General features: G+C 44.4%; 22 protein-coding genes and 1 pseudogene. 13 read left to right on the top strand and 10 right to left on the bottom strand.

Features of this window, described 5'->3' with window-relative positions; translation table 11 throughout:
• From AB4232_RS07450 to radC, 6 genes and pseudogenes are all read right to left on the bottom strand, one after another.
• Window positions 1-368, bottom strand: a pseudogene (locus AB4232_RS07450) (lipopolysaccharide A protein); the annotation flags it as partial.
• Window positions 369-576: 208 nt separating this feature from the next.
• Window positions 577-1,386 (bottom strand): bifunctional DNA-formamidopyrimidine glycosylase/DNA-(apurinic or apyrimidinic site) lyase, encoded by an 810-nt coding sequence (gene mutM / locus AB4232_RS07445; protein ID WP_135385199.1) that lies wholly within the window; start codon window positions 1,384-1,386, stop codon window positions 577-579.
• A gap of 2 nt (window positions 1,387-1,388) precedes the next feature.
• Window positions 1,389-1,937 carry a hypothetical protein gene (locus AB4232_RS07440; RefSeq protein WP_009847979.1) on the bottom strand — a complete coding sequence of 183 codons (549 nt, stop codon included), beginning with the start codon at window positions 1,935-1,937 and terminating at the stop codon, window positions 1,389-1,391.
• A gap of 291 nt (window positions 1,938-2,228) precedes the next feature.
• Window positions 2,229-2,396 (bottom strand): 50S ribosomal protein L33, encoded by a 168-nt coding sequence (gene rpmG / locus AB4232_RS07435; RefSeq protein ID WP_002535344.1) that lies wholly within the window; start codon window positions 2,394-2,396, stop codon window positions 2,229-2,231.
• Between the two features lie 13 nt (window positions 2,397-2,409).
• Complete coding sequence (gene rpmB, locus AB4232_RS07430) at window positions 2,410-2,646, bottom strand: 50S ribosomal protein L28 (protein ID WP_004728407.1); 237 nt, start codon at window positions 2,644-2,646, stop codon at window positions 2,410-2,412.
• Between the two features lie 292 nt (window positions 2,647-2,938).
• A complete protein-coding gene (radC, locus tag AB4232_RS07425; protein WP_372086788.1) occupies window positions 2,939-3,613 on the bottom strand; it encodes a DNA repair protein RadC in 675 nt (224 codons plus the stop codon).
• Window positions 3,614-3,836: 223 nt separating this feature from the next.
• Here radC and coaBC point away from each other — a divergent pair, with 223 nt between their 5' ends.
• The 3 genes from coaBC (at window position 3,837) to AB4232_RS07410 (ending at window position 6,812) form a co-directional block, all read left to right on the top strand.
• Window positions 3,837-5,078, top strand: coding sequence for a bifunctional phosphopantothenoylcysteine decarboxylase/phosphopantothenate--cysteine ligase CoaBC (gene coaBC / locus AB4232_RS07420; protein WP_102257559.1), 1,242 nt, complete (start codon window positions 3,837-3,839; stop codon window positions 5,076-5,078).
• Window positions 5,079-5,217: 139 nt separating this feature from the next.
• On the top strand, window positions 5,218-5,808 hold the full coding sequence (slmA, locus tag AB4232_RS07415) for a nucleoid occlusion factor SlmA (protein WP_004741428.1): 591 nt from the start codon (window positions 5,218-5,220) through the stop codon (window positions 5,806-5,808).
• Between the two features lie 23 nt (window positions 5,809-5,831).
• Window positions 5,832-6,812, top strand: a complete 981-nt coding sequence (locus tag AB4232_RS07410; RefSeq protein WP_029223859.1) for a Kdo(2)-lipid IV(A) acyltransferase — start codon at window positions 5,832-5,834, stop codon at window positions 6,810-6,812.
• 133 nt (window positions 6,813-6,945) lie between these two features.
• Here the strand turns inward: AB4232_RS07410 and pyrE are convergent, their stop codons facing one another.
• Window positions 6,946-7,587, bottom strand: a complete 642-nt coding sequence (gene pyrE / locus AB4232_RS07405; protein ID WP_009847982.1) for an orotate phosphoribosyltransferase — start codon at window positions 7,585-7,587, stop codon at window positions 6,946-6,948.
• 106 nt (window positions 7,588-7,693) lie between these two features.
• Window positions 7,694-8,410 (bottom strand): ribonuclease PH, encoded by a 717-nt coding sequence (rph, locus tag AB4232_RS07400; RefSeq protein WP_019826449.1) that lies wholly within the window; start codon window positions 8,408-8,410, stop codon window positions 7,694-7,696.
• A 282-nt stretch (window positions 8,411-8,692) separates the two neighbouring features.
• Here rph and AB4232_RS07395 point away from each other — a divergent pair, with 282 nt between their 5' ends.
• Window positions 8,693-9,559 (top strand): YicC/YloC family endoribonuclease, encoded by an 867-nt coding sequence (locus AB4232_RS07395; protein ID WP_009847984.1) that lies wholly within the window; start codon window positions 8,693-8,695, stop codon window positions 9,557-9,559.
• Window positions 9,560-9,885: 326 nt separating this feature from the next.
• On the opposite strand, the gene AB4232_RS07390 is transcribed toward AB4232_RS07395, so the two are convergent.
• Together AB4232_RS07390 and ulaR are read right to left on the bottom strand one after the other, a co-directional pair.
• Window positions 9,886-10,098 (bottom strand): cold-shock protein, encoded by a 213-nt coding sequence (locus AB4232_RS07390; RefSeq protein ID WP_004735656.1) that lies wholly within the window; start codon window positions 10,096-10,098, stop codon window positions 9,886-9,888.
• A gap of 422 nt (window positions 10,099-10,520) precedes the next feature.
• Window positions 10,521-11,297, bottom strand: a complete 777-nt coding sequence (gene ulaR, locus AB4232_RS07385; protein WP_009847985.1) for an HTH-type transcriptional regulator UlaR — start codon at window positions 11,295-11,297, stop codon at window positions 10,521-10,523.
• Window positions 11,298-11,508: 211 nt separating this feature from the next.
• Between ulaR and AB4232_RS07380 the strand changes: the two genes are divergently transcribed.
• From AB4232_RS07380 to AB4232_RS07340, 9 genes are all read left to right on the top strand, one after another.
• The gene (locus AB4232_RS07380; RefSeq protein WP_009847986.1) at window positions 11,509-12,351 is read left to right on the top strand and encodes a Cof-type HAD-IIB family hydrolase; all 843 of its coding nucleotides are present in this window, start codon (window positions 11,509-11,511) and stop codon (window positions 12,349-12,351) included.
• Window positions 12,352-12,360: 9 nt separating this feature from the next.
• On the top strand, window positions 12,361-13,092 hold the full coding sequence (locus AB4232_RS07375; RefSeq protein WP_012603032.1) for a ribulose-phosphate 3-epimerase: 732 nt from the start codon (window positions 12,361-12,363) through the stop codon (window positions 13,090-13,092).
• A gap of 115 nt (window positions 13,093-13,207) precedes the next feature.
• A complete protein-coding gene (locus tag AB4232_RS07370; RefSeq protein WP_371701524.1) occupies window positions 13,208-14,368 on the top strand; it encodes an iron-containing alcohol dehydrogenase in 1,161 nt (386 codons plus the stop codon).
• Between the two features lie 53 nt (window positions 14,369-14,421).
• Window positions 14,422-15,165: an HAD family phosphatase gene (locus tag AB4232_RS07365; RefSeq protein WP_017099279.1), complete on the top strand. Its 744-nt coding sequence runs from the start codon at window positions 14,422-14,424 to the stop codon at window positions 15,163-15,165.
• A complete protein-coding gene (gene tal, locus AB4232_RS07360; protein WP_017099278.1) occupies window positions 15,162-16,115 on the top strand; it encodes a transaldolase in 954 nt (317 codons plus the stop codon). Before AB4232_RS07365 ends, tal begins: the two co-directional genes overlap by 4 nt.
• Before the next feature lie 10 nt (window positions 16,116-16,125).
• Window positions 16,126-18,120, top strand: coding sequence for a transketolase (tkt, locus tag AB4232_RS07355; protein WP_372086785.1), 1,995 nt, complete (start codon window positions 16,126-16,128; stop codon window positions 18,118-18,120).
• Window position 18,121: 1 nt separating this feature from the next.
• Window positions 18,122-18,835, top strand: coding sequence for a ribose-5-phosphate isomerase RpiA (rpiA, locus tag AB4232_RS07350; protein ID WP_372046979.1), 714 nt, complete (start codon window positions 18,122-18,124; stop codon window positions 18,833-18,835).
• A gap of 80 nt (window positions 18,836-18,915) precedes the next feature.
• Complete coding sequence (locus AB4232_RS07345; protein WP_372086783.1) at window positions 18,916-20,346, top strand: Sapep family Mn(2+)-dependent dipeptidase; 1,431 nt, start codon at window positions 18,916-18,918, stop codon at window positions 20,344-20,346.
• A gap of 9 nt (window positions 20,347-20,355) precedes the next feature.
• Window positions 20,356-21,376, top strand: a 1,021-nt coding sequence (locus AB4232_RS07340; RefSeq protein WP_372086781.1) for a PTS transporter subunit EIIC, incomplete at its 3' end; no start/stop codon positions are given.

Raw genomic sequence — 21,376 nt, 5'->3', positions numbered from 1 at the left:
AATTTAAATAGTACAGAGTTACTATTGTTCCCATCAATCGGACGAGCTTTAAATAACGTTGGAACTGGCTCTATATGCGTTTCATCACCAAAGTAGTAACTGAAACGAAAGTACTTTGGAAAATAATGAAGAAACTCTTTAAGATCAAAGAAATAAGATGTATAGCCTTTTCGAGAATAATTACCAATCTCGCAGCTTAGACTAGCCTTATCAAAATCGCCGAGCCCTTTCACATAATAATTTACTCTGGTTTTTATATAGTCAGCTTGACCGGAATATGACTTTTCCAGCTTTTCAAACTGTTTTGAAAAATACAAACGAGGTGCGATAGAGAGCAAGGCATGTTTTAGATAATAAAATATCTTCATAGTTTCTCTTTATATTTTATTTTTGCGTAATGTAACGAAGGCAAAGTCAGCAGCCATAGGTAAGGAATTATCAACAAAGCTCTAGAGGTAGACTCTGCCTTTAGAAATGAAGACGACAAATTCCACAATAATACCCGTAATTTTATCAGATAAAGTGCCCTAGACACAGCTTCAAGTGATATCAACTTCTGTATTGAGAAGGACACATCTATACCTGACAGCTAGAGCAATAAAACGTGTTTCTTTGCCCTATTTTAAGTTCCTGAATCAGCTCTTCACAGTTAGGACACTGTTCACCAGCCTTACCATAAACCTGCAGCTCTTGAGCAAAATATCCCGGTTTTCCATCCGCTTGGGCAAAGTCTTTTAGCGTTGTTCCACCCTGTCTGATAGCCGTCGCGAGTACTTGCTTGATCTCTTTGGTTAACAAGAGCCACTCTTGTTTTGTAACCTTACTTGCAGAGCGCAAAGGATTAATACGTGAAGAAAATAGCGCTTCATTGGCGTAGATATTACCCACACCGACCACTACTTTGTTGTCCATGATGAACTGTTTGACGGCAACCTTACGCTTTTCTGCTTTCTCAGCAATGTAATCTGCGTTGAAGTCGTCAGTTAGTGGCTCAGGACCAGAACCCAGTAATACTGTATGTATTTCATCAGGCGCCGACCATAACCACGCACCAAAGCGACGCGGATCGTTGTAACGCAATATCTTGCCATTGGTTAGCTTAAGATCCACGTGGTCGTGTTTTGCTGGCGGGAAATCTGCGTCTAACACGCGCAGTGAGCCAGACATACCAAGGTGCACAATGGCTGTTCCGGTATCAGTTTCTATCAATAGGTACTTAGCTCGGCGTGAGATAGAGCGAATCACCTGCCCTTCTAATTTCTTAAGTTCTTGAGGGATATCCCAACGCAGTTTAGGTGTACGAAAAGTCAGAGTTTTAATCGTCTCGCCAACTAAATGAGGCGAGATCCCCATGCGGCTTACTTCAACTTCGGGTAATTCAGGCATAGTTAGTCGTCCGATTTAGGTGGTTTGTCTGATATAGATAGCTTGTCTGCTTTAAAGAGATGGTCTGATTTAAATGAATCTTCTGAGCCAAAGCTTGGAAACAAGTAACTCTCTTCAATAGACACCGCCAACCACTGATCATTCCAGTTTTTTAGCAACCAAAACTCAGCAAGCTGATAATAGGTAATACGCTGTGGCTCTTCTTGGTCTTGATACCAAACTTCAATGGTGTACGGCGTATTAAGCTGGGGAGTCAGGTCAGTATAAGTTTTAGCGTCGACTTCCGTGCCTACTAGCTGTTGCCAGCGTTGCGATAACTCTTGGGCACTCACACTTTGCTCTGAGACAGACTCTTTCATTTGATAAACCCAATGGCCGTCTTCTTGCACTACCGACCACTTAGTAAAGTGTAAGGCTTGAAGTTCTGCTTTTGGGTTTAAAAGATAAGGGTAAGGGCTGCTTGCCTGAAGTTCAGGCTCAGGTTCGATAAGGTACGTTTTGATCAATGTTGGAAGGTTTAGCACCCCAATAAAAGCGATCACGCTTAACATGAGTATGTTGTTCCATCGACGTCCACGATATCTCATCTGATTCTGCTCATCTAACCTATTGAGTGTTCAGTATATCGTGAAAATGGCGACACATTCTATCCTGAGTAATTTTCTATCACATAAGCTCATCGGCAAGTGTAACGTCTGTACGGTAGGTGCCAAATTGAGCCAATAATGCTTACCCTTATCAAAAACACTGGGGCTTCCCAAATTTTGGGCATAAAAAAACCCAGCTATAAGCTGGGTTTTTAATTTATTCTTCTATAAAAGAAGAGACAAAGGGGCTATCAATTACTTGATTTTAGCTTCTTTGTACATAACGTGCTGGCGAACTACTGGATCAAACTTTTTGATCTCAAATTTGCCTGGCATGTTACGCTTGTTCTTGTCAGTTGTGTAGAAGTGACCAGTTCCAGCAGAAGATACTAGACGGATTTTCTCACGAATGCCTTTAGCCATTGCTTAATTCCTCTTAAACGTTTTCGCCACGTGCACGGATATCAACAAGAACAGCATCGATGCCTTTCTTATCAATAATACGCATGCCTTTAGCAGTTAGACGTAGTTTAACAAAACGTTTTTCGCTCTCTACCCAGAAACGGTGAGTTTGTAGGTTCGGCAGAAAACGACGCTTGGTAGCATTGCGTGCGTGTGAACGGTTGTTACCCGTTACTGGACGCTTACCAGTTACTTGACATACTCGGGACATGAATGTCTCTCCAAATCGTTTCAGCTCGATATCAACCTTGGTGGCCGAACCTCTCTATCAATTCTGAAAATAGAGGTAAAAACCATAATGGAAAATCCATTCAAGGCTATCAAAGGTCGCGTATTATACTAACTTGACATGCATTGCTCAAGACCCGAACAGATCCTTTTTAAGGATTTCGTGATCTTTTTTTGAACAGGGCAGCTATTTGAGTAATCAGAGCTGATTTAAGGTTCTAAAATGTGGGCGGAATGATAGCAGATTTAACGCAACTAACAACCTAAAATGTGATTCAAATCCATCCGCGCTCTGCAAAAGAGATAACTTCGCCATCTCCAACGACAAAATGGTCGAGAATTCGGATGTCCACCAGCGCCAATGCGTCGGTTAATCTACGTGTAATTCGCCTATCTGCTTGGCTTGGCTCCGCGACACCGGAAGGATGGTTGTGCGCTAGGATTAAAGCGGCTGCATTATGATGAAGTGCCCGTTTAACCACTTCTCTCGGGTAAACAGATGCTTCATCGATGGTTCCTTCAAACATCACTTCATCTTTTATTACTCTGTTTTGGTTATCTAGGAACAGTATATAGAAGGCTTCTCGCTGGCGATCACGCAATATACTCGAAAGATACAACTTGGTGTGACTTGGGCTAGTTAGTGCATCCCCTCGAGATAAAGTCTCGGCCAAATAACGTTGCGTCATCTCCAAAACAGCCTGCAACTGGACATATTTCGCCTGCCCCATCCCTTTATGGGCACAAAACTCAGCCTCCGTTGCAGAAAAAAGATGGCGAAGCGAACCAAAATCTTTGATCAACTTGTCTGATAGCTCTAAAACATTCATTCCTTGTGTGCCCGTTCGAAGAAATATCGCTAACAACTCCGCATCACTTAAGGAGTCGGGGCCTCTACTCAGTAACTTTTCTCTTGGCATCGACTCAACAGGCATTTTACTTATAGGCATATAAAGGCTATCTAGGGTGATGAATACGATCCATCAGCCTAAACCGTTTGTCTACGGAGAGCTTCCACTGCGTTATAAAGAAGACTAATGCCTAGCAAAACCGTGTAATTGATAAGTTTGATAACATCAACTTGATGAGTGTCAAACCTGTTCCAATTCTGCTTCTAGGCACTAATCCTTTGTTCTGATATCGTTAGTCCCAGAGAAATTAAGGAACAGAATCATGCAAACATTGGTTAATCAACTGGATAACGCTGACCAACAAGGCCTAGCTGGAAAAAAAATCCTACTTGGCATTAGTGGTGGTATCGCAGCTTATAAATGTGCCGAACTGACTCGACGCTTAATCGAACGTGGTGCGCAGGTACAAGTCGTCATGACTAATGCGGCTAAGGAGTTCATTACTCCTCTCACCATGCAAGCTGTCTCTGGAAGGCCAGTGTCTGATAGTTTGCTTGATCCTGCTGCTGAAGCTTCCATGGGGCACATCGAACTGGCGAAATGGGCTGACCTAGTCTTATTAGCACCCGCAACCGCAGACCTTATTGCGCGTATGGCCGCAGGCATGGGTAACGACCTACTGACCACTTTGGTTTTAGCAACCGATGCGCCAGTTGCGGTATCCCCAGCAATGAACCAACAAATGTACAGCCACCCTGCAACTCAAGAGAACATCGCAACGCTAAAACGTCGTGGATGTGAAATCTGGGGTCCGGCAGCTGGTGAACAGGCCTGTGGCGATGTTGGTATGGGGCGTATGTTAGAGCCAATGCAACTGGTCCATCGTTGTGAAGACTTCTTCCAACCTAAACCTCTGACTGGCCGTTCGGTGTTAATTACTGCGGGTCCAACTCGCGAAGCGATCGACCCAGTTCGTTACATTACCAATCATAGCTCGGGCAAGATGGGCTATGCACTGGCTGAAGCGGCCGCGAAACAAGGTGCTACGGTAACTCTAATTAGTGGCCCTGTATCACTCGCGACACCAAATCAGGTTAATCGCATTGATGTAGACAGCGCACAACAGATGTTTGATGCCGTGAATGCCAATGCTGCTCAGCATGATATTTTCATCAGCTGCGCTGCGGTTGCTGATTACCGCCCAGAGACCATTGCAGACCAGAAGCTTAAAAAAGTCGATGGTAAAGATGACATGACCATTCAAATGGTTAAGAACCCAGACATTGTGGCTTCCGTTGCCTCAATGATCGAAGATCGTCCATTTACTGTCGGCTTCGCAGCAGAAACTCAAGATGTCGAGAAGTATGCGCGCGGAAAATTGGAAAGAAAGAACCTCGACATGATTTGCGCCAACGACGTTTCTGTCGAAGGCCAAGGCTTCAATACCAGTAGTAATGAGTTGCACCTTTATTGGAAAGGTGGCGATAAATCTCTACCTCTAGATAGCAAAAACTCTCTTGGTTTCCAGATCCTTAATCAGATCCAACAGCTTATTGACGTATAAACGCACAAATTTTACCCTGACAATACGCTGACACCTCTCGATTCTGTTGACCTAGGTCTTACAAAACTAGGAACAGAATTGAATGGTGTTTATAATCCTTCTTCACTCAATCCTCATCTTTAGGAAAGGAAGTAAATAGATGGCCGGTACTCGAAAATCAAACCGTCGTGAAGAAATCCTGCAAGCTCTAGCACAAATGTTGGAATCGACCGAAGGCGCTTCTCGTATCACAACGGTAAAGTTGGCCAAGCAAGTTGGTGTTTCTGAAGCTGCGTTATACCGCCACTTCCCAAGCAAAGCTCGCATGTTTGAAGGCTTGATCGAGTTCATTGAAGAAGCGTTGATGTCTCGAATCAACCGTATTCTAGATGAAGAGAAAGACACACTAGAGCGCATACGCCTAGTGCTACAACTTATCTTGGTTTTCTCAGAACGTAACCCAGGCCTGACTCGAATTTTATCGGGTCATGCTCTAATGTTTGAAAATGAACGCCTACGCGATCGCATCAATCAGCTTTTCGAACGTATTGAGACACAACTTCGTCAAATTCTACGAGAAAGAAAGCTTCGTGAAGGGAAGTCATTCCCGGTTGATGAAAAAATCTTAGCGGCTCAATTGTTAGGTCAGGTTGAAGGAAGTTTAAATCGATTTGTTCGCTCGGACTTCAAATATCAACCGACAGAAAACTTTGATGCTTATTGGGCTCTACTCAGCGCTCAGATTAAGTAAACTCAATATCTTAAGTGATGGTTATGACGACGAAAAACTCTCCTGCAAGTAGCACGGTACAACACGTTATTAATAAGCCACCTTTTACCCTAGCACTACTGCACCCTAAATATTGGGGAGTTTGGTTTGGCTTTGGGTTACTGGCTTTTATAGTCAACATTCTACCTTACCGAGTATTACTACTATTAGGCCGTTCGTTAGGTGCTCTTGGTGCCCGCTATGGAAAAAAACGCGTAGCGGTAGCGACACGTAACTTGGAATTAGCCTTCCCCGATAAGCCAGCAGATGAAGTCGCGGCTATGGTCAGCGAGAATTTTAAAAATACTGGTATGGCATTGGTTGAAACCGGTATTACGTGGTTTTGGCCAACATGGCGCTTCAAGCGCATCCTAGTTGATAAAGATACCGAAGTTCTTCGTAGTCATCAGGCTAACGGTAAAGGCGTTCTACTATGTTGTGTTCATGCCTTGAATCTAGAGATCACAGCCCGAGCAATGCCGATCTTGGGTATTCCTGGCCTAGGTGTTTATCGCCCGCATAACAACCCAGCTTATGAGTTCATTCAATACCGCGGTCGAACTCAAAACGGCAACCGTCTAGTTCACCGTAAAGACGTAAAACGTATGATCCGAAGACTGCGACAAGGTGAGACCCTTTTCTACCTCCCTGATCATGACTACGGTCGCAATAAATCTGTATTCGTACCTTTCTTTGCAGTAGAGGATGCAAGCACCACCACTGGAACCAGCATTTTGGCTTACACCAGTCGATGCGCGGTCGTTATTGGGTCTGGCTTTAGAAATGCCGACGGAAAATATGAAATCATGGCCGACGAATCAATCGAAGATAACTATCCGCAGAAAGATGAAAAAGCGGCAGCAGCGTATATGAACCGCTATCTTGAGAAGATTATCTTAAGAGCCCCAGAACAATGGATGTGGCTACACAAGCGCTTCAAAACCATGGAAGATCCAGAAGCGGAAAAAGGCATTCGTTACAAGTAAGCGAGCCTTGTTCTGTCCAATAAGATTTAAGTAAAAAAATGCCCGAAAGAGTTTCATCTCTCGGGCATTTTTCTTTTTTAAGCTCTAAACCTAAGGCACTAAACCATTAGGTTCAACTTCTTCAGCTTACGAATTAGATTCCGTATTGAGTTCGGTACGCTTTTACTGAATCAAGATGTGCTGCGTCTGTGCCTTTCTCTTCAAGAAAAGTCACTAAATCAGTCAGGCTAACGATTGAGATAATCGCACAGCCGAAGTCGCGCTCTACTTCCTGAATCGCAGACAACTCGCCTTTGCCCTTCTCTTGACGGTCGATAGCAACAAGCACACCCGCTAAGTCAGCGCCGTTTGCTTGGATGATTTCCATCGACTCACGGATTGCAGTACCTGCAGTGATCACGTCATCCACTAACATGATGCGACCTTCAAGTTCGCTACCGACTAGGTTGCCACCTTCACCGTGGTTCTTTGCTTCTTTACGGTTGAAGCAGTAAGGCGTGTCCACATCGTGGTGATCAGCAAGTGCAACCGCTGTTGTTGTTGCGATTGGGATACCTTTGTATGCAGGGCCAAATAGTACATCGAACTCAATACCTGAATCTGCTAATGCTGCTGCGTAGAAGCGACCTAAGCGTGCTAGGTCACGACCTGTATTAAACAATCCAGCATTGAAGAAGTAAGGGCTCTTACGGCCAGACTTTAAAGTAAACTCACCAAACTTAAGTACTTCTTTCTCTAGTGCAAATTCAATAAATTCACGTTGATATGCTTTCATGTTCTTCCTCTACGTTTATTCAATAAAACTTAACTTACGCTCTGCACTACCCTTTCGGGTTTTACAGACAAAAAAATAGCTCCTTGTGAAAGGAGCTATCTAAAAACTATTCTGCTAACGCCGACTTCTGCGCTTCAACAATATCGGCAATGCCCTTATTCGCCAGGGCTAAAAGCTGCATCAGCTCTTCGTGGCTGAACGGTTCGCCTTCTGCGGTGCCTTGAATCTCAATCATCTTACCGTCTTCCGTCATTACAACGTTCATATCGGTATCGGCTGCTGAGTCTTCAACGTACTCAAGGTCACACAGTGCTTGTGCACCAACGATGCCCACTGAAACTGCCGCTACGTGGCCTTTCATTGGGTTCTTCTTCAGTTTGCCGCTTGCTAGTAGGCTGTTGATAGCATCAGCCATTGCAACGCTTGCACCTGAGATAGAAGCAGTACGAGTACCGCCGTCTGCTTGGATAACATCACAATCGACAGTGATCATGATTTCACCCATTACTTTCAGGTCAACAACAGCACGTAGGCTACGAGCGATCAGACGTTGGATTTCCATCGTACGACCACCTTGCTTACCGCTCGCCGCTTCACGACGGTTACGAGTGTGCGTCGCACGTGGAAGCATGCCGTATTCAGCCGTTACCCAACCCTTTCCTTGGCCTTTCAACCAACGCGGTACGTTTTCTTCTACCGTCGCATTACATAGAACTTTAGTGTTGCCGAACTCAACTAATACAGAACCTTCAGCATAAGCAGTGTAGTTACGAGTAATTTTAATTGGACGAATTTGATCTACAGCGCGGTCATTTGGACGCATTGGTATCTACCTTATTAACAGTCTGAAGTGATTTACTATCGAAAGAGTGCATCACCTAAGAAAGGGGTGAGACAGTTTTGATTGGGGCAAGATTATATAGCAGTTTATCTTTCAAATCTATTTACCATTCAAAGTGGCCTACTACTTAAGGCGACTTACGACTCAAAGATACTTACCGTGAAGGCTATTTATAACGGAAAATCGACAAGCTTCGGGAGCACACCATATCGTGATACTATGCGTGCGCGTTATTTTCAGAATGATAAAAGACAGGAAAATTCGATGATTTATAGTATGACCGCGTACGCGCGCAAAGAAGTAAAAGGCGATTGGGGTACAGCAGTATGGGAAATCCGTAGTGTAAACCAACGCTACCTAGAAACTTACTTCCGTATGCCTGAACAGTTCCGTGGTTTAGAGCCAATCTTACGTGAGCGTTTCCGTAAGCGTCTAGCTCGCGGCAAGGTTGAATGTAACCTACGTTTTGAAGCAAACCCAGCAGCGAAAGGCGAGCTAAGCATTAACGAAGGTTTGGCTCAGCAAGTAATCAATGCTGCTAACCAAGTAATGACGATGACAGGTGAAGACAGCCGTTTGAACCCATTCCAAATCATGAACTGGCCTGGCGTAATGGAAACGCCAGAGCAAGACATGGATGCCATCAACAAAGATCTACTTGAAGCATTCAACGATGCAATCGCAGAGTTCATTGACGCTCGTGCTCGTGAAGGCGAAAACATGAAAGCGCTCATCGTTCAGCGTTTAGATGCAATCACTGAAGAAGTCGTTAAAGTTCGTGCACGCATGCCTGAGATCCTAGAATGGCAACGTGAGCGTCTTCTTACCAAATTTGAAGATGCGAAGATTGAACTTGAAGGTTCTCGCGTTGAGCAAGAGCTTATCCTACTGGCTCAGAAGTCAGACGTAGCAGAAGAACTAGACCGCCTAGACTCTCACGTGAAAGAAGCGAATGTAGTATTGAAGAAAGGTGGCGCTTGTGGCCGTAAACTTGACTTCATGATGCAAGAGTTCAACCGTGAATCAAACACGCTAGCATCTAAGTCTATCAGCACAGACATCACAGCATCGGGCGTTGAGCTTAAAGTTCTTATCGAACAGATGCGTGAGCAGATCCAGAACATTGAATAACAGTTCGTCAGTAACACACTGTGGATAGCCACTAGCTGAATCAGTGTTGATTAGATCAAGATAAGCTCCTAGTTTTAGGGGCTTTTTTTATGGATACAATAATGACAATCAGGATGACTAAGTGAGCAGATTATTACGCAGGAGATGTACTTAGCACAAAAGATAGATACAGCGATAGATAGAACAGAGCAGGTGTGCAAAAGGATTTTTAATATTTAGAGGAGGTATTGCAAGTGGAGAAGAGTGTTACTGTAAAACTGAGGGAAAACTGGTTTTAGAGAGAAAGTGACGCAAGTTGCTAATGCAACCTGCGTCGACTTAAAATCTTATAGAGCTACAACGTTTGCAGCTTGAAGACCTTTTTGGCCTTGCTCTACTTCGAAAGACACTTGTTGGCCTTCTTTAAGAGTCTTGAAACCTTCAGAAGCGATTGCACGGAAGTGTACGAATACGTCAGCGCCGCCGTTGTCTTGAGTTAGGAAACCGAAGCCTTTCTCTTCGTTAAACCATTTTACTACGCCGTTTGTTTTGTTAGACATGATGTGTCCCTTATATAAAAATAAAAAATTAATCGCCAAAAGTGCGATGCGCTGAAAGCTTGAATTATTTAATGTATCTATGAAGCCAAGGGAAACACTGAGAATAACAATGAAGCAATACTAAGGGTTTTACTTTACAACTGGATGTTTCATTTAATAACCCTGAAAACAGAGCAAGCACATTCTTGGTGATCCTGACCAGGTTGTAAAGCGTTATTTGAATAAAATGACTATTTTTTGTTCAATTAACTTCTATTCAGCCCCACAACATCACTGAACTTCATTTACAAAGCTATGATCTGAAGAAATTTACTCTTCCGCGGTTTGGTTCGGACAACACACACGGCCAGTAATAATGTTCTACTAGAATCAAGAGTACGACAAAAGCAAAAACAAACGCCGCAACAGCACTCTCCACGTAACTAAACTACCAGTATCTTCACACCTAGTTCTCGTAAAGCATCAAGCACCTTAGGGTCAGCGCCGTCATCTGTAATCAATGTGTCAATCTGAGAAGCGGTAGCGAGTAACTTTCCACCATGCTTACCTACCTTGCTGCTATCTATCAGAGCCACAATACGATCACCATACTCCAGCAGTTTTTTCTCTGCCATATAGACCAATAGATCAGAGGTATGCACACCAGCTGTCGTAACACCCGTACCCGTAAAGAAGACAAAACGACTTTTATGGTCATCTGCTGCTTCTTCATCTGGAGAAATAGTGATCTGACGTTCGGGTAGATATTGGCCACCAAGTATGATGATACTTTGATGATCTTGACTAATCAGCTGATAAGCCAATGGCATAAAGTTCGTCACAACTTGCACATCACGATGCGCTAAATGCTCTCCCATCAAAAAAGTCGTATTGCTACCACTCACAATAATACTGTCGTGTTCTTCACACATATCTGCCGCAGCTTTAGCAATTCGCTTTTTCGCTACATAGCTTTCTATATCTGTTTCGCAGGGGATAAAGCTGCTTGGTGCATGAGTTGCGGCTAGGGACGAGTCAAAATTGATTACCTCTGCCCCATTACGGATTTTTTTCAGCCTCCCTTCTTCCGCCAACTTTGTAATGTCCCGACGAGCTGTAGATAAAGAGATATCTAACATCTTCACATAGTCATTTGTCGTTATAAACGTATGACTCGTTAGATGATCTAACAAGCTTCTATGACGCTGAGCTTCATTCATTGTTCATACCATTAAGTTCTTTTGAATTATTTTGACGCATTATGAACTTTTGAGCAATTAGATTCTCAAAATGAACTCCTTTGAATTAATTTGACTCTAAATGTGTGATCGAAACCATTATTTTGTTCATAATAAATCAAAAATGACTTTACGTGACCGCATTTGACCACATATAGTCAATTTGCGTCATGAGAAGTCACTGGAGAGTAAAATGAAATACCAAGCAGTAATGATTGATTTAGATGGAACACTGTTAAGTGATGCTGAGCAGATCTGCGTGACTAACAAACAAGCGATTTGTCTTGCCGTTAATAATGGATATCAGGTGAGCTTGGCGAGTGGTAGACCGCACCAGCTGATGATGCCATATGTTGACCAGCTTCAATTATCGCTACCAATCATCTGCTGCAATGGTGCCTATATTTATGACCCTAAAACACAACGTGTTCAACATCAGCACACAATTAGTCATGAATCACTAACGGGTCTGTTGAGCTTACTGAATGATGGACATTTCGCCTTCACCATCTATTCAAGTAAAGGCATCTTTGCTCAAAAAGAATCAACTCATACAAAGGGTTTAGAAAAAAAGGCTGAGGTTATTAATGCCGCAATGGAGCTGCAGATTATCCCAACGCTGACCGAACTCATCGCTCGCAGTGGCGATGTATACAAAGTATTAGTGTCTAGCCAAGACAAAGAATCTCTAAACCAGTTACGAGATTCCTTAAAAACGCACTTCCAAGCTGACTTATCAACACCGAATAAATTGGACATTACGTCTAAAGCAGCCACCAAAGGTCACGCTCTTCAACAGTGGCTAAATGACCAAAGAATTTCATCTCATAACACCATTGCTTTTGGGGATGGGGACAACGATGCCTCTATGTTCCGACTTGTCGGAGAACCTGTCGCAATGGCTAATGCCAGCCCTGCTTTAAAAGGCATGGCTAATCTAATTGTTACCAATAACAACGGCTGTGGAATTGGCCAGTACCTTCGCTTGATAGTGCAAGAAGGCCAACACACATGCCAAAACACTTTTAGTTACTAAGGATAAATCATGAAAAAAGTAAAAATTGCCGCAGGATTAGCACACGTAGATTACGGCCACATTGCAGACGTAGTGAAAGAAGTATCTGATGCTGGTGCCGATTACATCCACTGTGATGCAGCAGATATGCATGACCTGAAAAACCTGCAATTGATGGGGGGGCATCAAATTGTTGAAGGCATTCGTCCTTACACTGAAAAGCCAATTGAAGTTCACGCTTACTTCAAAGATTGCGACAAATTATTTATCGATAAAATCGCAGCTGCTGGTGCAGACATGCTGATTCTACCAGCTGAGCATTTTATCGGTGCTCCTCTGTGTTACATCATTAAGTACTGTCAAAACCACGGTATGAAATTTGGTTTAACCGTTGGTGCATTAACGCCAGTGTCATTTGTTAAAGAATCTATCTACTACCTAGACCGTTTACACATTGTTATTCACGGCATTACTGATGGCGATGATGAATGGTTATGGCGCAAATCTGCGATTGCAATGATCCGCGAAGCACGTGAACTCATCAACGAACGCAACCCTAACTGTGAGCTATGTGTAGATGGCGGTATCCGTAACCACAACATCGAAGAACTGCTTAATGAAGATATTGATGTGATGGTTGCATCGACAAATATCTTTGGCCACAAAGACGGCATCACAGCAGGCGTTCGTGACTTCCGCGCAGCAATCGACCAACTGGAAGATAAAGCAGCGGCAGATACAAAAGAAGTCGAAACCGTTTAAGTAATTGCCTAGCGCAGTTTCTATCGAATCGATGCGCCACAGCAATCTAGAAATAACGGTGCTAAACCTACCCCCCTCTATGCTCGGGTTTGGCACCACTACCAAGGATTAAACCATGACACAGTTTCAACACTATCAACCGACCAAGCTAACCTTTGGTGCGGGTGAGATTCAGAAAATAGGTCAGCTTATCGCTCAATATGGCACACGTTGCCTAGTAGTATCCGAACCTATTTTTGATGCAGTAAAGCCAGCCTATGACCGCATTTTTACTTTGCTTTCAGAGCAAGGAATTGAAGTGACTCATTTTGATGGTGTCGTACCGAATCCGCCTACAACCGTCGTTGAACTTGGCCGCCAAGTGGCCATCGGAAATAACTGTGATGTGGTTTTGGCTATTGGTGGTGGTTCATCGATTGATACAGCAAAAATCATTTCGGCAACGATCAATACAGAGTCTCTAGATTGGGCCCATTGGTTTGCCACTTATGATTCACCGTTTGGGGACGTCAACCCACTACCCGCGAAAGTCGTACCTTTGATCGCTGTACCTACAACATCGGGAACTGGCTCTCAAGTGACGCAAGCGGCAGTGATTACCGACCTTGAGCAACATGCAAAGCTAACACTGTTTCACCCTGAATTTTTCCCTTGTGAAGCGTTAATCGATCCAGAGCTCATGCTGACACTGCCTCCACGTATGACAGCTATGACCGGATTTGATGCTTTTTCACATGCGTTTGAATCATTTACGGGTACTCGACCATCTCCATTTGTTGATGGTATGGCGTTAGAAGCAATGAAGCTTGTCATTGATCACCTACCGAGTGTTGTCGACAACGGCGCAGATTTACATGGCCGTTGCCAACTCGCGAAAGCAGACACACTTGGCGGGATCTCGCTAGCTAATGGCGGTGCGGGGGCACCACACCCTTTAGGCGAAATCTTAGGTAGTAGCAAAACAAACCTACCACATGGGTTAACACTCGCAGTGGTTTATCCAGCTTATGTACAACTTCAATGGCGCAAGCAACCAGAGAGATTTGCTCAAGTGGCTGAGTTATTTGGTGCTGTGGGAAGTACCGAAGAAAAAGCTCAATCATTAGCGGCTGCTCTTGTGAAATTCCTTGAACGTATCGGTCTTGAATCGAACTTAACTCAAGTAGGTGTCACCAAAGAAGATGTTCAAAAGTTGGAGCCGGCTTTTTGCTTTGATCTACCACTAACCAGTGGTGAAGAAATGAAAAAAGTATTGCAGGCCAGTTTGGTTGAATAAGCGACAGTCACAAATTCACGTTTGTCATAATTAAAGAAAATGGAGATTGAAACATGGAATGCAAGAACAACACTTTAGGTCATACAGCTTTGAAATTGGAAAGAGAGGAATTCATTGCCAGTAACCTAAAAGCGTTGGTCTTTGACTTCGATGGCCTTCTCGTCGATACCGAAACCTGTATGTTCAAAGCCTGGGAAGCTTTGTTAAAACCATACGGCGTTGAAGTTTCGCCACTCCAGGTTGCTGGCCTAGTTGGGAGCTCAGCGCCAGCAACCTACCTTTATCAACTATTCAACAAAGCGTCGAATCAAAAGCTGTCCGATTCACAAATTCGCGATCGAGTGATCGCTCATGCCTACCAATTAATTGCTTCAATAACAGAACGAGAAGGTGTCCGTCAGTATCTAGACTTTGCTAAATCACACTCATTGAGCATTGCACTGGCCACCAGCTCAGAGGCTGAACATTACATGCCAATTCTGAATCGTTTGAACCTTACACCCTATTTTGACTGTTTTATCGGAGCAGAAGACATTGCCTCAGATAGACGGAAACCACATCCCGATGTGTATTTAGCGGCATTAGAACAACTCGGTGTATCTGCCCATCAAGCCATCGCTTTCGAAGATTCCCCTCCTGGAATTATGGCGGCTCGATCGGCAGGAATACCAACAGTTGCAGTAACCAATTTGCTCACTCGTCACCTCGATGTCTCGCTAGCCAACGTGGTGCTGAGTTCGATGAATGATCAAACGCTACTGCAATTGATAAACCAACTTACCGAGAATGAACGATGAATAAATTAGAACAACTGAAAAAGCACACCACTGTCGTTGCCGACACAGGTGATATTGATGCTATTGCTGCATTTCAACCTGAAGACGCCACAACCAACCCATCTCTAGTACTAAAAGCCGCAGAAATGCCGCAATACGATCACTTAATCGCCGATGCGATCACTTGGGCAAAAGCACAAAGCAACGACAAATCACAACAGTTGATCGACGCTGGAGACAAACTGGCGGTCAACATTGGTTTAGAAATTCTAAAAACGGTACCGGGGCGCATCTCAACAGAAGTTGACGCTCGTATGTCATTCGACAGAGTCGCAAGCTTGGCAAAAGCTCGAAAGCTTATCGGCATGTATAACGAAGCTGGCATCAGTAACGACCGAATCCTAATTAAGTTAGCGTCAACTTGGGAAGGCATTCGAGCAGCTCAAGAGCTAGAGAAAGAAGGCATCAATTGCAACCTAACGCTGCTGTTCAACTTTGCACAAGCCAAAGCCTGTGCAGAAGCCGGTGTATTCTTAATCTCACCTTTTGTCGGTCGTATCCTAGATTGGTACAAAACCAATACCGATAAAAAAGAGTACCTTCCTCATGAAGATCCTGGTGTCGTTTCAGTCTCTGAAATTTACAACTACTACAAAGATCATGGCTACAACACGGTTGTGATGGGCGCGAGCTTCCGCAATGCCGATGAAGTCCTAGCATTAGCGGGCTGTGACCGTTTGACCATAGGCCCTGCAATTTTAGACCAACTTGCAGCACAAGAAGGCTCTGTTGAGCGCCTACTCTTTGCCGACCGTGACACCATCAAAGAGACACCAACAGCTATGACTGAAGCACAGTTCCGCTGGGAGATGAACCAAGACCCGATGGCAACAGAAAAGCTCGCCGAAGGCATCCGTAACTTTGCAGTCGATCAAGGCAAGTTAGAAACCATGATCGAAGCACGCCTGTAGGAGAAGCAGAATGATTACACGAACTAAATTAGCTGACGCTATTCGCGTTCTAAGCATGGACGCTGTACAAAAAGCAGGCTCGGGCCACCCCGGAGCACCGATGGGCATGGCCGATATCGCTGAAGTTCTATGGCGTGATTTTCTAAAACACAACCCGAGCAACCCTAACTGGGCCGACCGCGACCGTTTTATCTTGTCGAATGGCCATGGCTCAATGCTTATCTATAGCTTGTTACACCTATCTGGTTACGAGCTATCAATGGATGACATCAAATCTTTCCGTCAATTACACAGTAAAACCGCAGGTCACCCTGAATACGGTTACGCTCCAGGTATTGAAACCACTACCGGCCCATTAGGACAAGGCATCACCAACGGTGTCGGCATGGCTTTGGCTGAAAAGGTTTTGGGTGAACAGTTCAACCGTGAAGACCACGATATTGTTGATCACCACACCTACGTGTTCATGGGTGACGGCTGCATGATGGAAGGTATTTCTCATGAAGCATGTTCACTTGCCGGTACGCTTGGACTAGGGAAACTGGTCGCTTTTTGGGATGACAATGGCATTTCGATTGATGGCGAAGTCGACGGGTGGTTCTCTGATGACACACCAAAACGTTTTGAAGCCTACGGTTGGCATGTTATTGCTGATGTTGATGGTCATAACGCTGATGATATTCACAAAGCAATTACTGAAGCTAAAACCGTAACAGATAAACCAACCTTAATTTGCTGCAAAACCGTGATTGGTTTTGGCTCACCAAACAAGTCAGCCAATCATGACTGTCATGGTGCTCCGTTAGGTGCTGATGAAGTCGCATTGGTTCGACTCAATCTCGGCTGGGACCATCCTGAATTTGAAATTCCTCAAGATGTATACCAAGCATGGGATGGGAAAGAGAAAGGACAAAGCAATGAAGATGATTGGCAAACACGTTTCAATGCTTATCAAGAGGCGCATCCAGAATTAGCCGCTGAGTTTTTACGTCGTAGCCAGAACCTATTACCTGAAAATTGGGATCAGCACACTCAAGATCTAATCCAGACTTTGCAAGCGAATCCACAAACCATCGCGACTCGCAAAGCATCACAAAATACTATTGAAGCATTCGGACCATTACTGCCAGAGTTTTTGGGAGGTTCTGCCGATTTAACCCCTTCAAACTTAACTAACTGGTCAGGCTCAAAAGCAATTACCGCTCAAGATGCGTCAGGAAACTACTTGAGTTACGGCGTTCGTGAATTTGCGATGTCTGCAATGATGAATGGCGTGGCGTTGCATGGTGGCTTTATCCCATACGGCGGTACGTTCTTGATGTTCATGGAGTACGCTCGTAACGCGCTTCGTATGGCAGCACTAATGAAGCAACGCAGTATCTTCGTTTATACCCATGACTCTATCGGTTTGGGGGAAGATGGTCCGACACACCAACCGGTTGAACAAATCGCATCGCTTCGACTTACCCCAAACATGAGCACTTGGCGTCCTTGCGACCAAGTAGAAACCGCGGTGGCTTGGAAGTCTGCTATCGAACGTTTTGATGGCCCAACGTCATTGATTTTCTCTCGCCAGAACCTTGTTCAATTCGAACGTGATCAAGACACGCTTTCCAATGTAGCGAAAGGTGGATACATCCTTTCTGACTGTGACGGTGACCCACAGCTGATTCTAATCGCTACGGGCTCTGAAGTAGCACTCGCCATGGAAGCAAAAGCACAACTCAGCCATGTTCGCTGCCGCGTAGTTTCAATGCCGGCCACCGATATTTTTGACGCACAAAGCGCGGAATACAAGGAACAGGTTTTACCAAGCCATGTTACAGCACGAGTTGCCATAGAGGCTGGTATCCGTGACTACTGGTTCAAGTATGTCGGGCTACACGGCGACATTGTGGGAATGACAAGCTTTGGTGAATCAGCACCAGCAGAACAACTCTTCGAAATGTTTGGATTTACAGTTGAAAACATCGTTGAAAAATCCCTAGCGGTTCTGGAGAAGTAATATGAGCATGGCACAACGCTTTATTGAAAACCAAAGCCAAGACTGCCTGCGAACTAAGGCTGCAAAAGTAGCCTTAGAGCAAGTCCTAAAAACGCTAACACCTTCTAGCGTGATTGGTATCGGCACTGGTGCAACAGTTGAAGTTTTCATTCAACTATTGAAAGAAAGTGGCGCTGAGTTTGCTCATTGCGTATCCAGTTCGGTTCGCTCAAGTCGAGCTTTATCCTCTGCAGGCCTGAATGAGATATCCATATCTGAATGTGGCCGTGTTGATTTCTACATTGATGGCATTGATGAAGGTCTTACAACCGGCATGACCGTGAAAGGTGGTGGTGCAGCACTGGCTCGTGAAAAAGTACTCGCGACGCTTGCTCTAAGCTTCATCACCATCGCAGATAGCGGTCGATTGGTCACTCAACTCGGAAAGTTCCCACTCCCTGTAGAGGTTTTACCTGCCGCACAAACCGCTGTGTTTAATGCCTTACAAAGCCTTGGTGGACACCCGACGTTGCGCCAAGACTGCACCACTGATAACGGCAATATCATTCTCGATGTTGCTTATTTGGACATCGCTGAACCAAAGCGATTAGAACTCCAAATTAACGCTATTCCTGGCGTCGTCGAGAACGGTATTTTCGCGCAAAGAACGGCCGATTTCATGGCTTTTTCGAATGCAGAAGGTACGTATTTATTATCAAAGCAACACGTTCAATAGCTGGGATTTATAATCAAAATGAGACCTCGCTTGCAAGTCTATTTACAAGCATGTCAGTAAGGATAATTTAGGAATAAAACATGACGGAAAGCAATTTTTCAGCTCAAACACTGCGCTATTTTGATTCAAATATTGAAACGTTTACGCGTGATCTATCTGAGCTAATTGCTATTCCGTCTGTACGAGATATCAGCAGCTGTTCACCCAATGCTCCTTTTGGTTTACCGATTAGAAACGCATTCGACTTTCTCATTAACTGGGCGAAACGAGAAGGGTTTGAAGTCCGTGATCATGATGGTTATGCCTTGGACATCAGCTTTGGCGAAGGCTTACAAGAAATCGGCATATTGCATCATGTAGATGTGGTAGAAGCCGGTAATTTGGACTCATGGTTAACCCCTGCATTTGAGATGCACCAACAAGGTGATGACTTATTGGGGCGAGGCGTTACCGACAACAAAGGCCCGTTAATGGCCAGTCTGTATATTCTCAAGATGTTTAAAGCGCTTGATGTAACACTCGACAAAAAAATAAGAGTGATCATCGGCGGCGCAGAAGAGACAACTTGGGAATGTGTAGAGCATTATTTTAATCATAACCCTCAACCGGATTATGGTTTCTCTCCAGATGGCGACTTCCCAATCGTTAATGGAGAAAAAGGCATCCTATATGCGTCATTACAACGAGAATTCCCAACTCACAATGGCCTAGGAACTTGTCAGATCGTAAGCATTGAAAGTGAGCGTGACAGAACATCCACCTGCTATCAATTATCGATTTATCTGACAGGAGAAAAAGCGGCTGAAGTAGCAGCAATATTTGAAACTTCAGCAACGGTCACTCTTGCCAATGTGGCACAAAGTGACAACCACCAACAAAAGGAGTTGTACTGCGTTGAATTGTCAACGCCGTGGGAGAAATCTCGCAACCCGCATAAGGTCGATAACTGTATGGATCAGTTTGTTCGTCACATGCGACATGTTGAAGGGTTAGACACTAACTCTCGAAATTTAATTGATTTACTAGACGCGTGTTTTAGTGATTCCAATGATGCTTCGAAATTAGGGCTAGCACACCAAGATAAGGAAATGGGGTCGACTACATGCTGTGTCTCCTCCATCAATTTGAATCAACATGGCTACAACTTGGATTTTGATTTTCGGTTTCCTAAAGGACTGACTATCGATCAAGCTCGTACCCAACTCCAGTATGTATCCCAACAATACGGAGTGAGATTGATTGAACACCAGTACTTACCTCTATCTTACCTCTCACCCGAAAGTGAACTTATCCAAGCAATGGGAAAAGCTTATTCCGAAGTTACCAAAATGGACGCTCAGTGCTTTAGTAAAGGTGCGGCTTCTTACGCGCGCGCGCTAAACAATGGTGTGGCATTCGGACCTACTTTTCCTGGTGATGTGACTCGTGTCCATGAGCCTAATGAAAGGCTCAGCCTCGAGTCATTAAAAAGAGCAATAACAATATACGTGAAAGTTCTCATATCACTTTAGGAGTAAATTATGAGAGATAAGGTTCAAGCACTTGCTGGAGGTATGATGGTATCCATCATCGTACTGGTTATCGCAGGTATATTTATTGGTGTAGGCGCTGGTGTTGTAAACCAAATGTCTGCTACCGACTCTGTTATTTGGGCATTCTTTAAGCTGATGTTAGATCTTGGCTTGATGGTCATGCGCAACCTACCGCCTTTCTTTGCGATTGGTCTAGCGTTCGCGCTGGCGAAATCTGAAAAAGGTTGGGCAGCCTTCACTGGCTTTACCATGTTCATGTGTTTCAATGTCGCTATCGGGTCGATCGCTGCATTTCACGGATGGACTCAAGAAACCACAAGCGTTGCGTCATTAATGAATGATGCTGGCTACGACAAAGTAGCAGCGCAAAACTTCAACTCTTTATGGGGTGAGTCTTTAGGTATCTTCGCTTACAACATGGGGATCTTTAGCGGTATTCTTGTTGGTTGTATTACGGCTTGGATCCACAACCGTTACTACAAATTCGAAATGCCTGCACTCTTGAGCTTCTTCTCTGGCCCTCGTGCCGTAGTGATTTTCGCTTACTTCGCTATCATGCCTATCGCGCTGTTTGTTTACTACGCTTGGCCGCCGATCGCTGGGGCATTGCAGTCCATCACTACCTTAATTACTAGCTCAGGTATTTTTGGCTCTTTCCTATTTGGCGTATTTGACAAAGGCTTATTGCCATTTGGCTTACATCACCTTATCGCCTTCCCTATTGAATACACTCGTGTTGGTGGCGTAATGGAGATTGATGGTGTTGTTTACGAAGGTGTTCGTAACATCATGAATGGCCAAATGAGTTCACCAGAGGCGACGAGCTACATTACACATAACTTTACCAGTGGCCGTATTCCAATCCAAATTGGTGGCCTAACGGGTGCTGCTTATGCAATGTACGTAACAGCAAAAACAGCCAATCGTAAAAAGGTAGCCGCTATCATGGTGCCTGCAGTATTTACGGCTGCTGTTATCGGTATTACCGAGCCACTAGAATATACCTTCC

Origin of the sequence: Vibrio sp. 10N.286.46.A8, from assembly GCF_041470165.1 — a bacterium.
Taxonomy (GTDB): domain Bacteria; phylum Pseudomonadota; class Gammaproteobacteria; order Enterobacterales; family Vibrionaceae; genus Vibrio; species Vibrio tasmaniensis_A.
Note: the sequence above shows the minus strand (reverse complement) of the source record. Positions and strands in the feature narration are given on the sequence as shown.

What these genes read in the sequence shown, in the direction of transcription:
- tkt (WP_372086785.1), top strand. Translation starts at nt 16,126, where the DNA reads ATGATTACACGAACTAAATTAGCTGACGCTATTCGCGTTCTAAGCATG.
- rpiA (WP_372046979.1), top strand. Translation starts at nt 18,122, where the DNA reads ATGAGCATGGCACAACGCTTTATTGAAAACCAAAGCCAAGACTGCCTG.
- AB4232_RS07440 (WP_009847979.1), bottom strand. Translation starts at nt 1,937, where the DNA reads ATGTTAAGCGTGATCGCTTTTATTGGGGTGCTAAACCTTCCAACATTG.
- radC (WP_372086788.1), bottom strand. Translation starts at nt 3,613, where the DNA reads ATGCCTATAAGTAAAATGCCTGTTGAGTCGATGCCAAGAGAAAAGTTA.
- pyrE (WP_009847982.1), bottom strand. Translation starts at nt 7,587, where the DNA reads ATGAAAGCATATCAACGTGAATTTATTGAATTTGCACTAGAGAAAGAA.
- ulaR (WP_009847985.1), bottom strand. Translation starts at nt 11,297, where the DNA reads ATGAATGAAGCTCAGCGTCATAGAAGCTTGTTAGATCATCTAACGAGT.
- AB4232_RS07395 (WP_009847984.1), top strand. Translation starts at nt 8,693, where the DNA reads ATGATTTATAGTATGACCGCGTACGCGCGCAAAGAAGTAAAAGGCGAT.
- AB4232_RS07380 (WP_009847986.1), top strand. Translation starts at nt 11,509, where the DNA reads ATGAAATACCAAGCAGTAATGATTGATTTAGATGGAACACTGTTAAGT.
- AB4232_RS07345 (WP_372086783.1), top strand. Translation starts at nt 18,916, where the DNA reads ATGACGGAAAGCAATTTTTCAGCTCAAACACTGCGCTATTTTGATTCA.
- AB4232_RS07365 (WP_017099279.1), top strand. Translation starts at nt 14,422, where the DNA reads ATGGAATGCAAGAACAACACTTTAGGTCATACAGCTTTGAAATTGGAA.
- AB4232_RS07375 (WP_012603032.1), top strand. Translation starts at nt 12,361, where the DNA reads ATGAAAAAAGTAAAAATTGCCGCAGGATTAGCACACGTAGATTACGGC.
- mutM (WP_135385199.1), bottom strand. Translation starts at nt 1,386, where the DNA reads ATGCCTGAATTACCCGAAGTTGAAGTAAGCCGCATGGGGATCTCGCCT.
- rph (WP_019826449.1), bottom strand. Translation starts at nt 8,410, where the DNA reads ATGCGTCCAAATGACCGCGCTGTAGATCAAATTCGTCCAATTAAAATT.
- rpmB (WP_004728407.1), bottom strand. Translation starts at nt 2,646, where the DNA reads ATGTCCCGAGTATGTCAAGTAACTGGTAAGCGTCCAGTAACGGGTAAC.
- AB4232_RS07410 (WP_029223859.1), top strand. Translation starts at nt 5,832, where the DNA reads ATGACGACGAAAAACTCTCCTGCAAGTAGCACGGTACAACACGTTATT.
- tal (WP_017099278.1), top strand. Translation starts at nt 15,162, where the DNA reads ATGAATAAATTAGAACAACTGAAAAAGCACACCACTGTCGTTGCCGAC.
- slmA (WP_004741428.1), top strand. Translation starts at nt 5,218, where the DNA reads ATGGCCGGTACTCGAAAATCAAACCGTCGTGAAGAAATCCTGCAAGCT.
- rpmG (WP_002535344.1), bottom strand. Translation starts at nt 2,396, where the DNA reads ATGGCTAAAGGCATTCGTGAGAAAATCCGTCTAGTATCTTCTGCTGGA.
- AB4232_RS07370 (WP_371701524.1), top strand. Translation starts at nt 13,208, where the DNA reads ATGACACAGTTTCAACACTATCAACCGACCAAGCTAACCTTTGGTGCG.
- AB4232_RS07390 (WP_004735656.1), bottom strand. Translation starts at nt 10,098, where the DNA reads ATGTCTAACAAAACAAACGGCGTAGTAAAATGGTTTAACGAAGAGAAA.
- coaBC (WP_102257559.1), top strand. Translation starts at nt 3,837, where the DNA reads ATGCAAACATTGGTTAATCAACTGGATAACGCTGACCAACAAGGCCTA.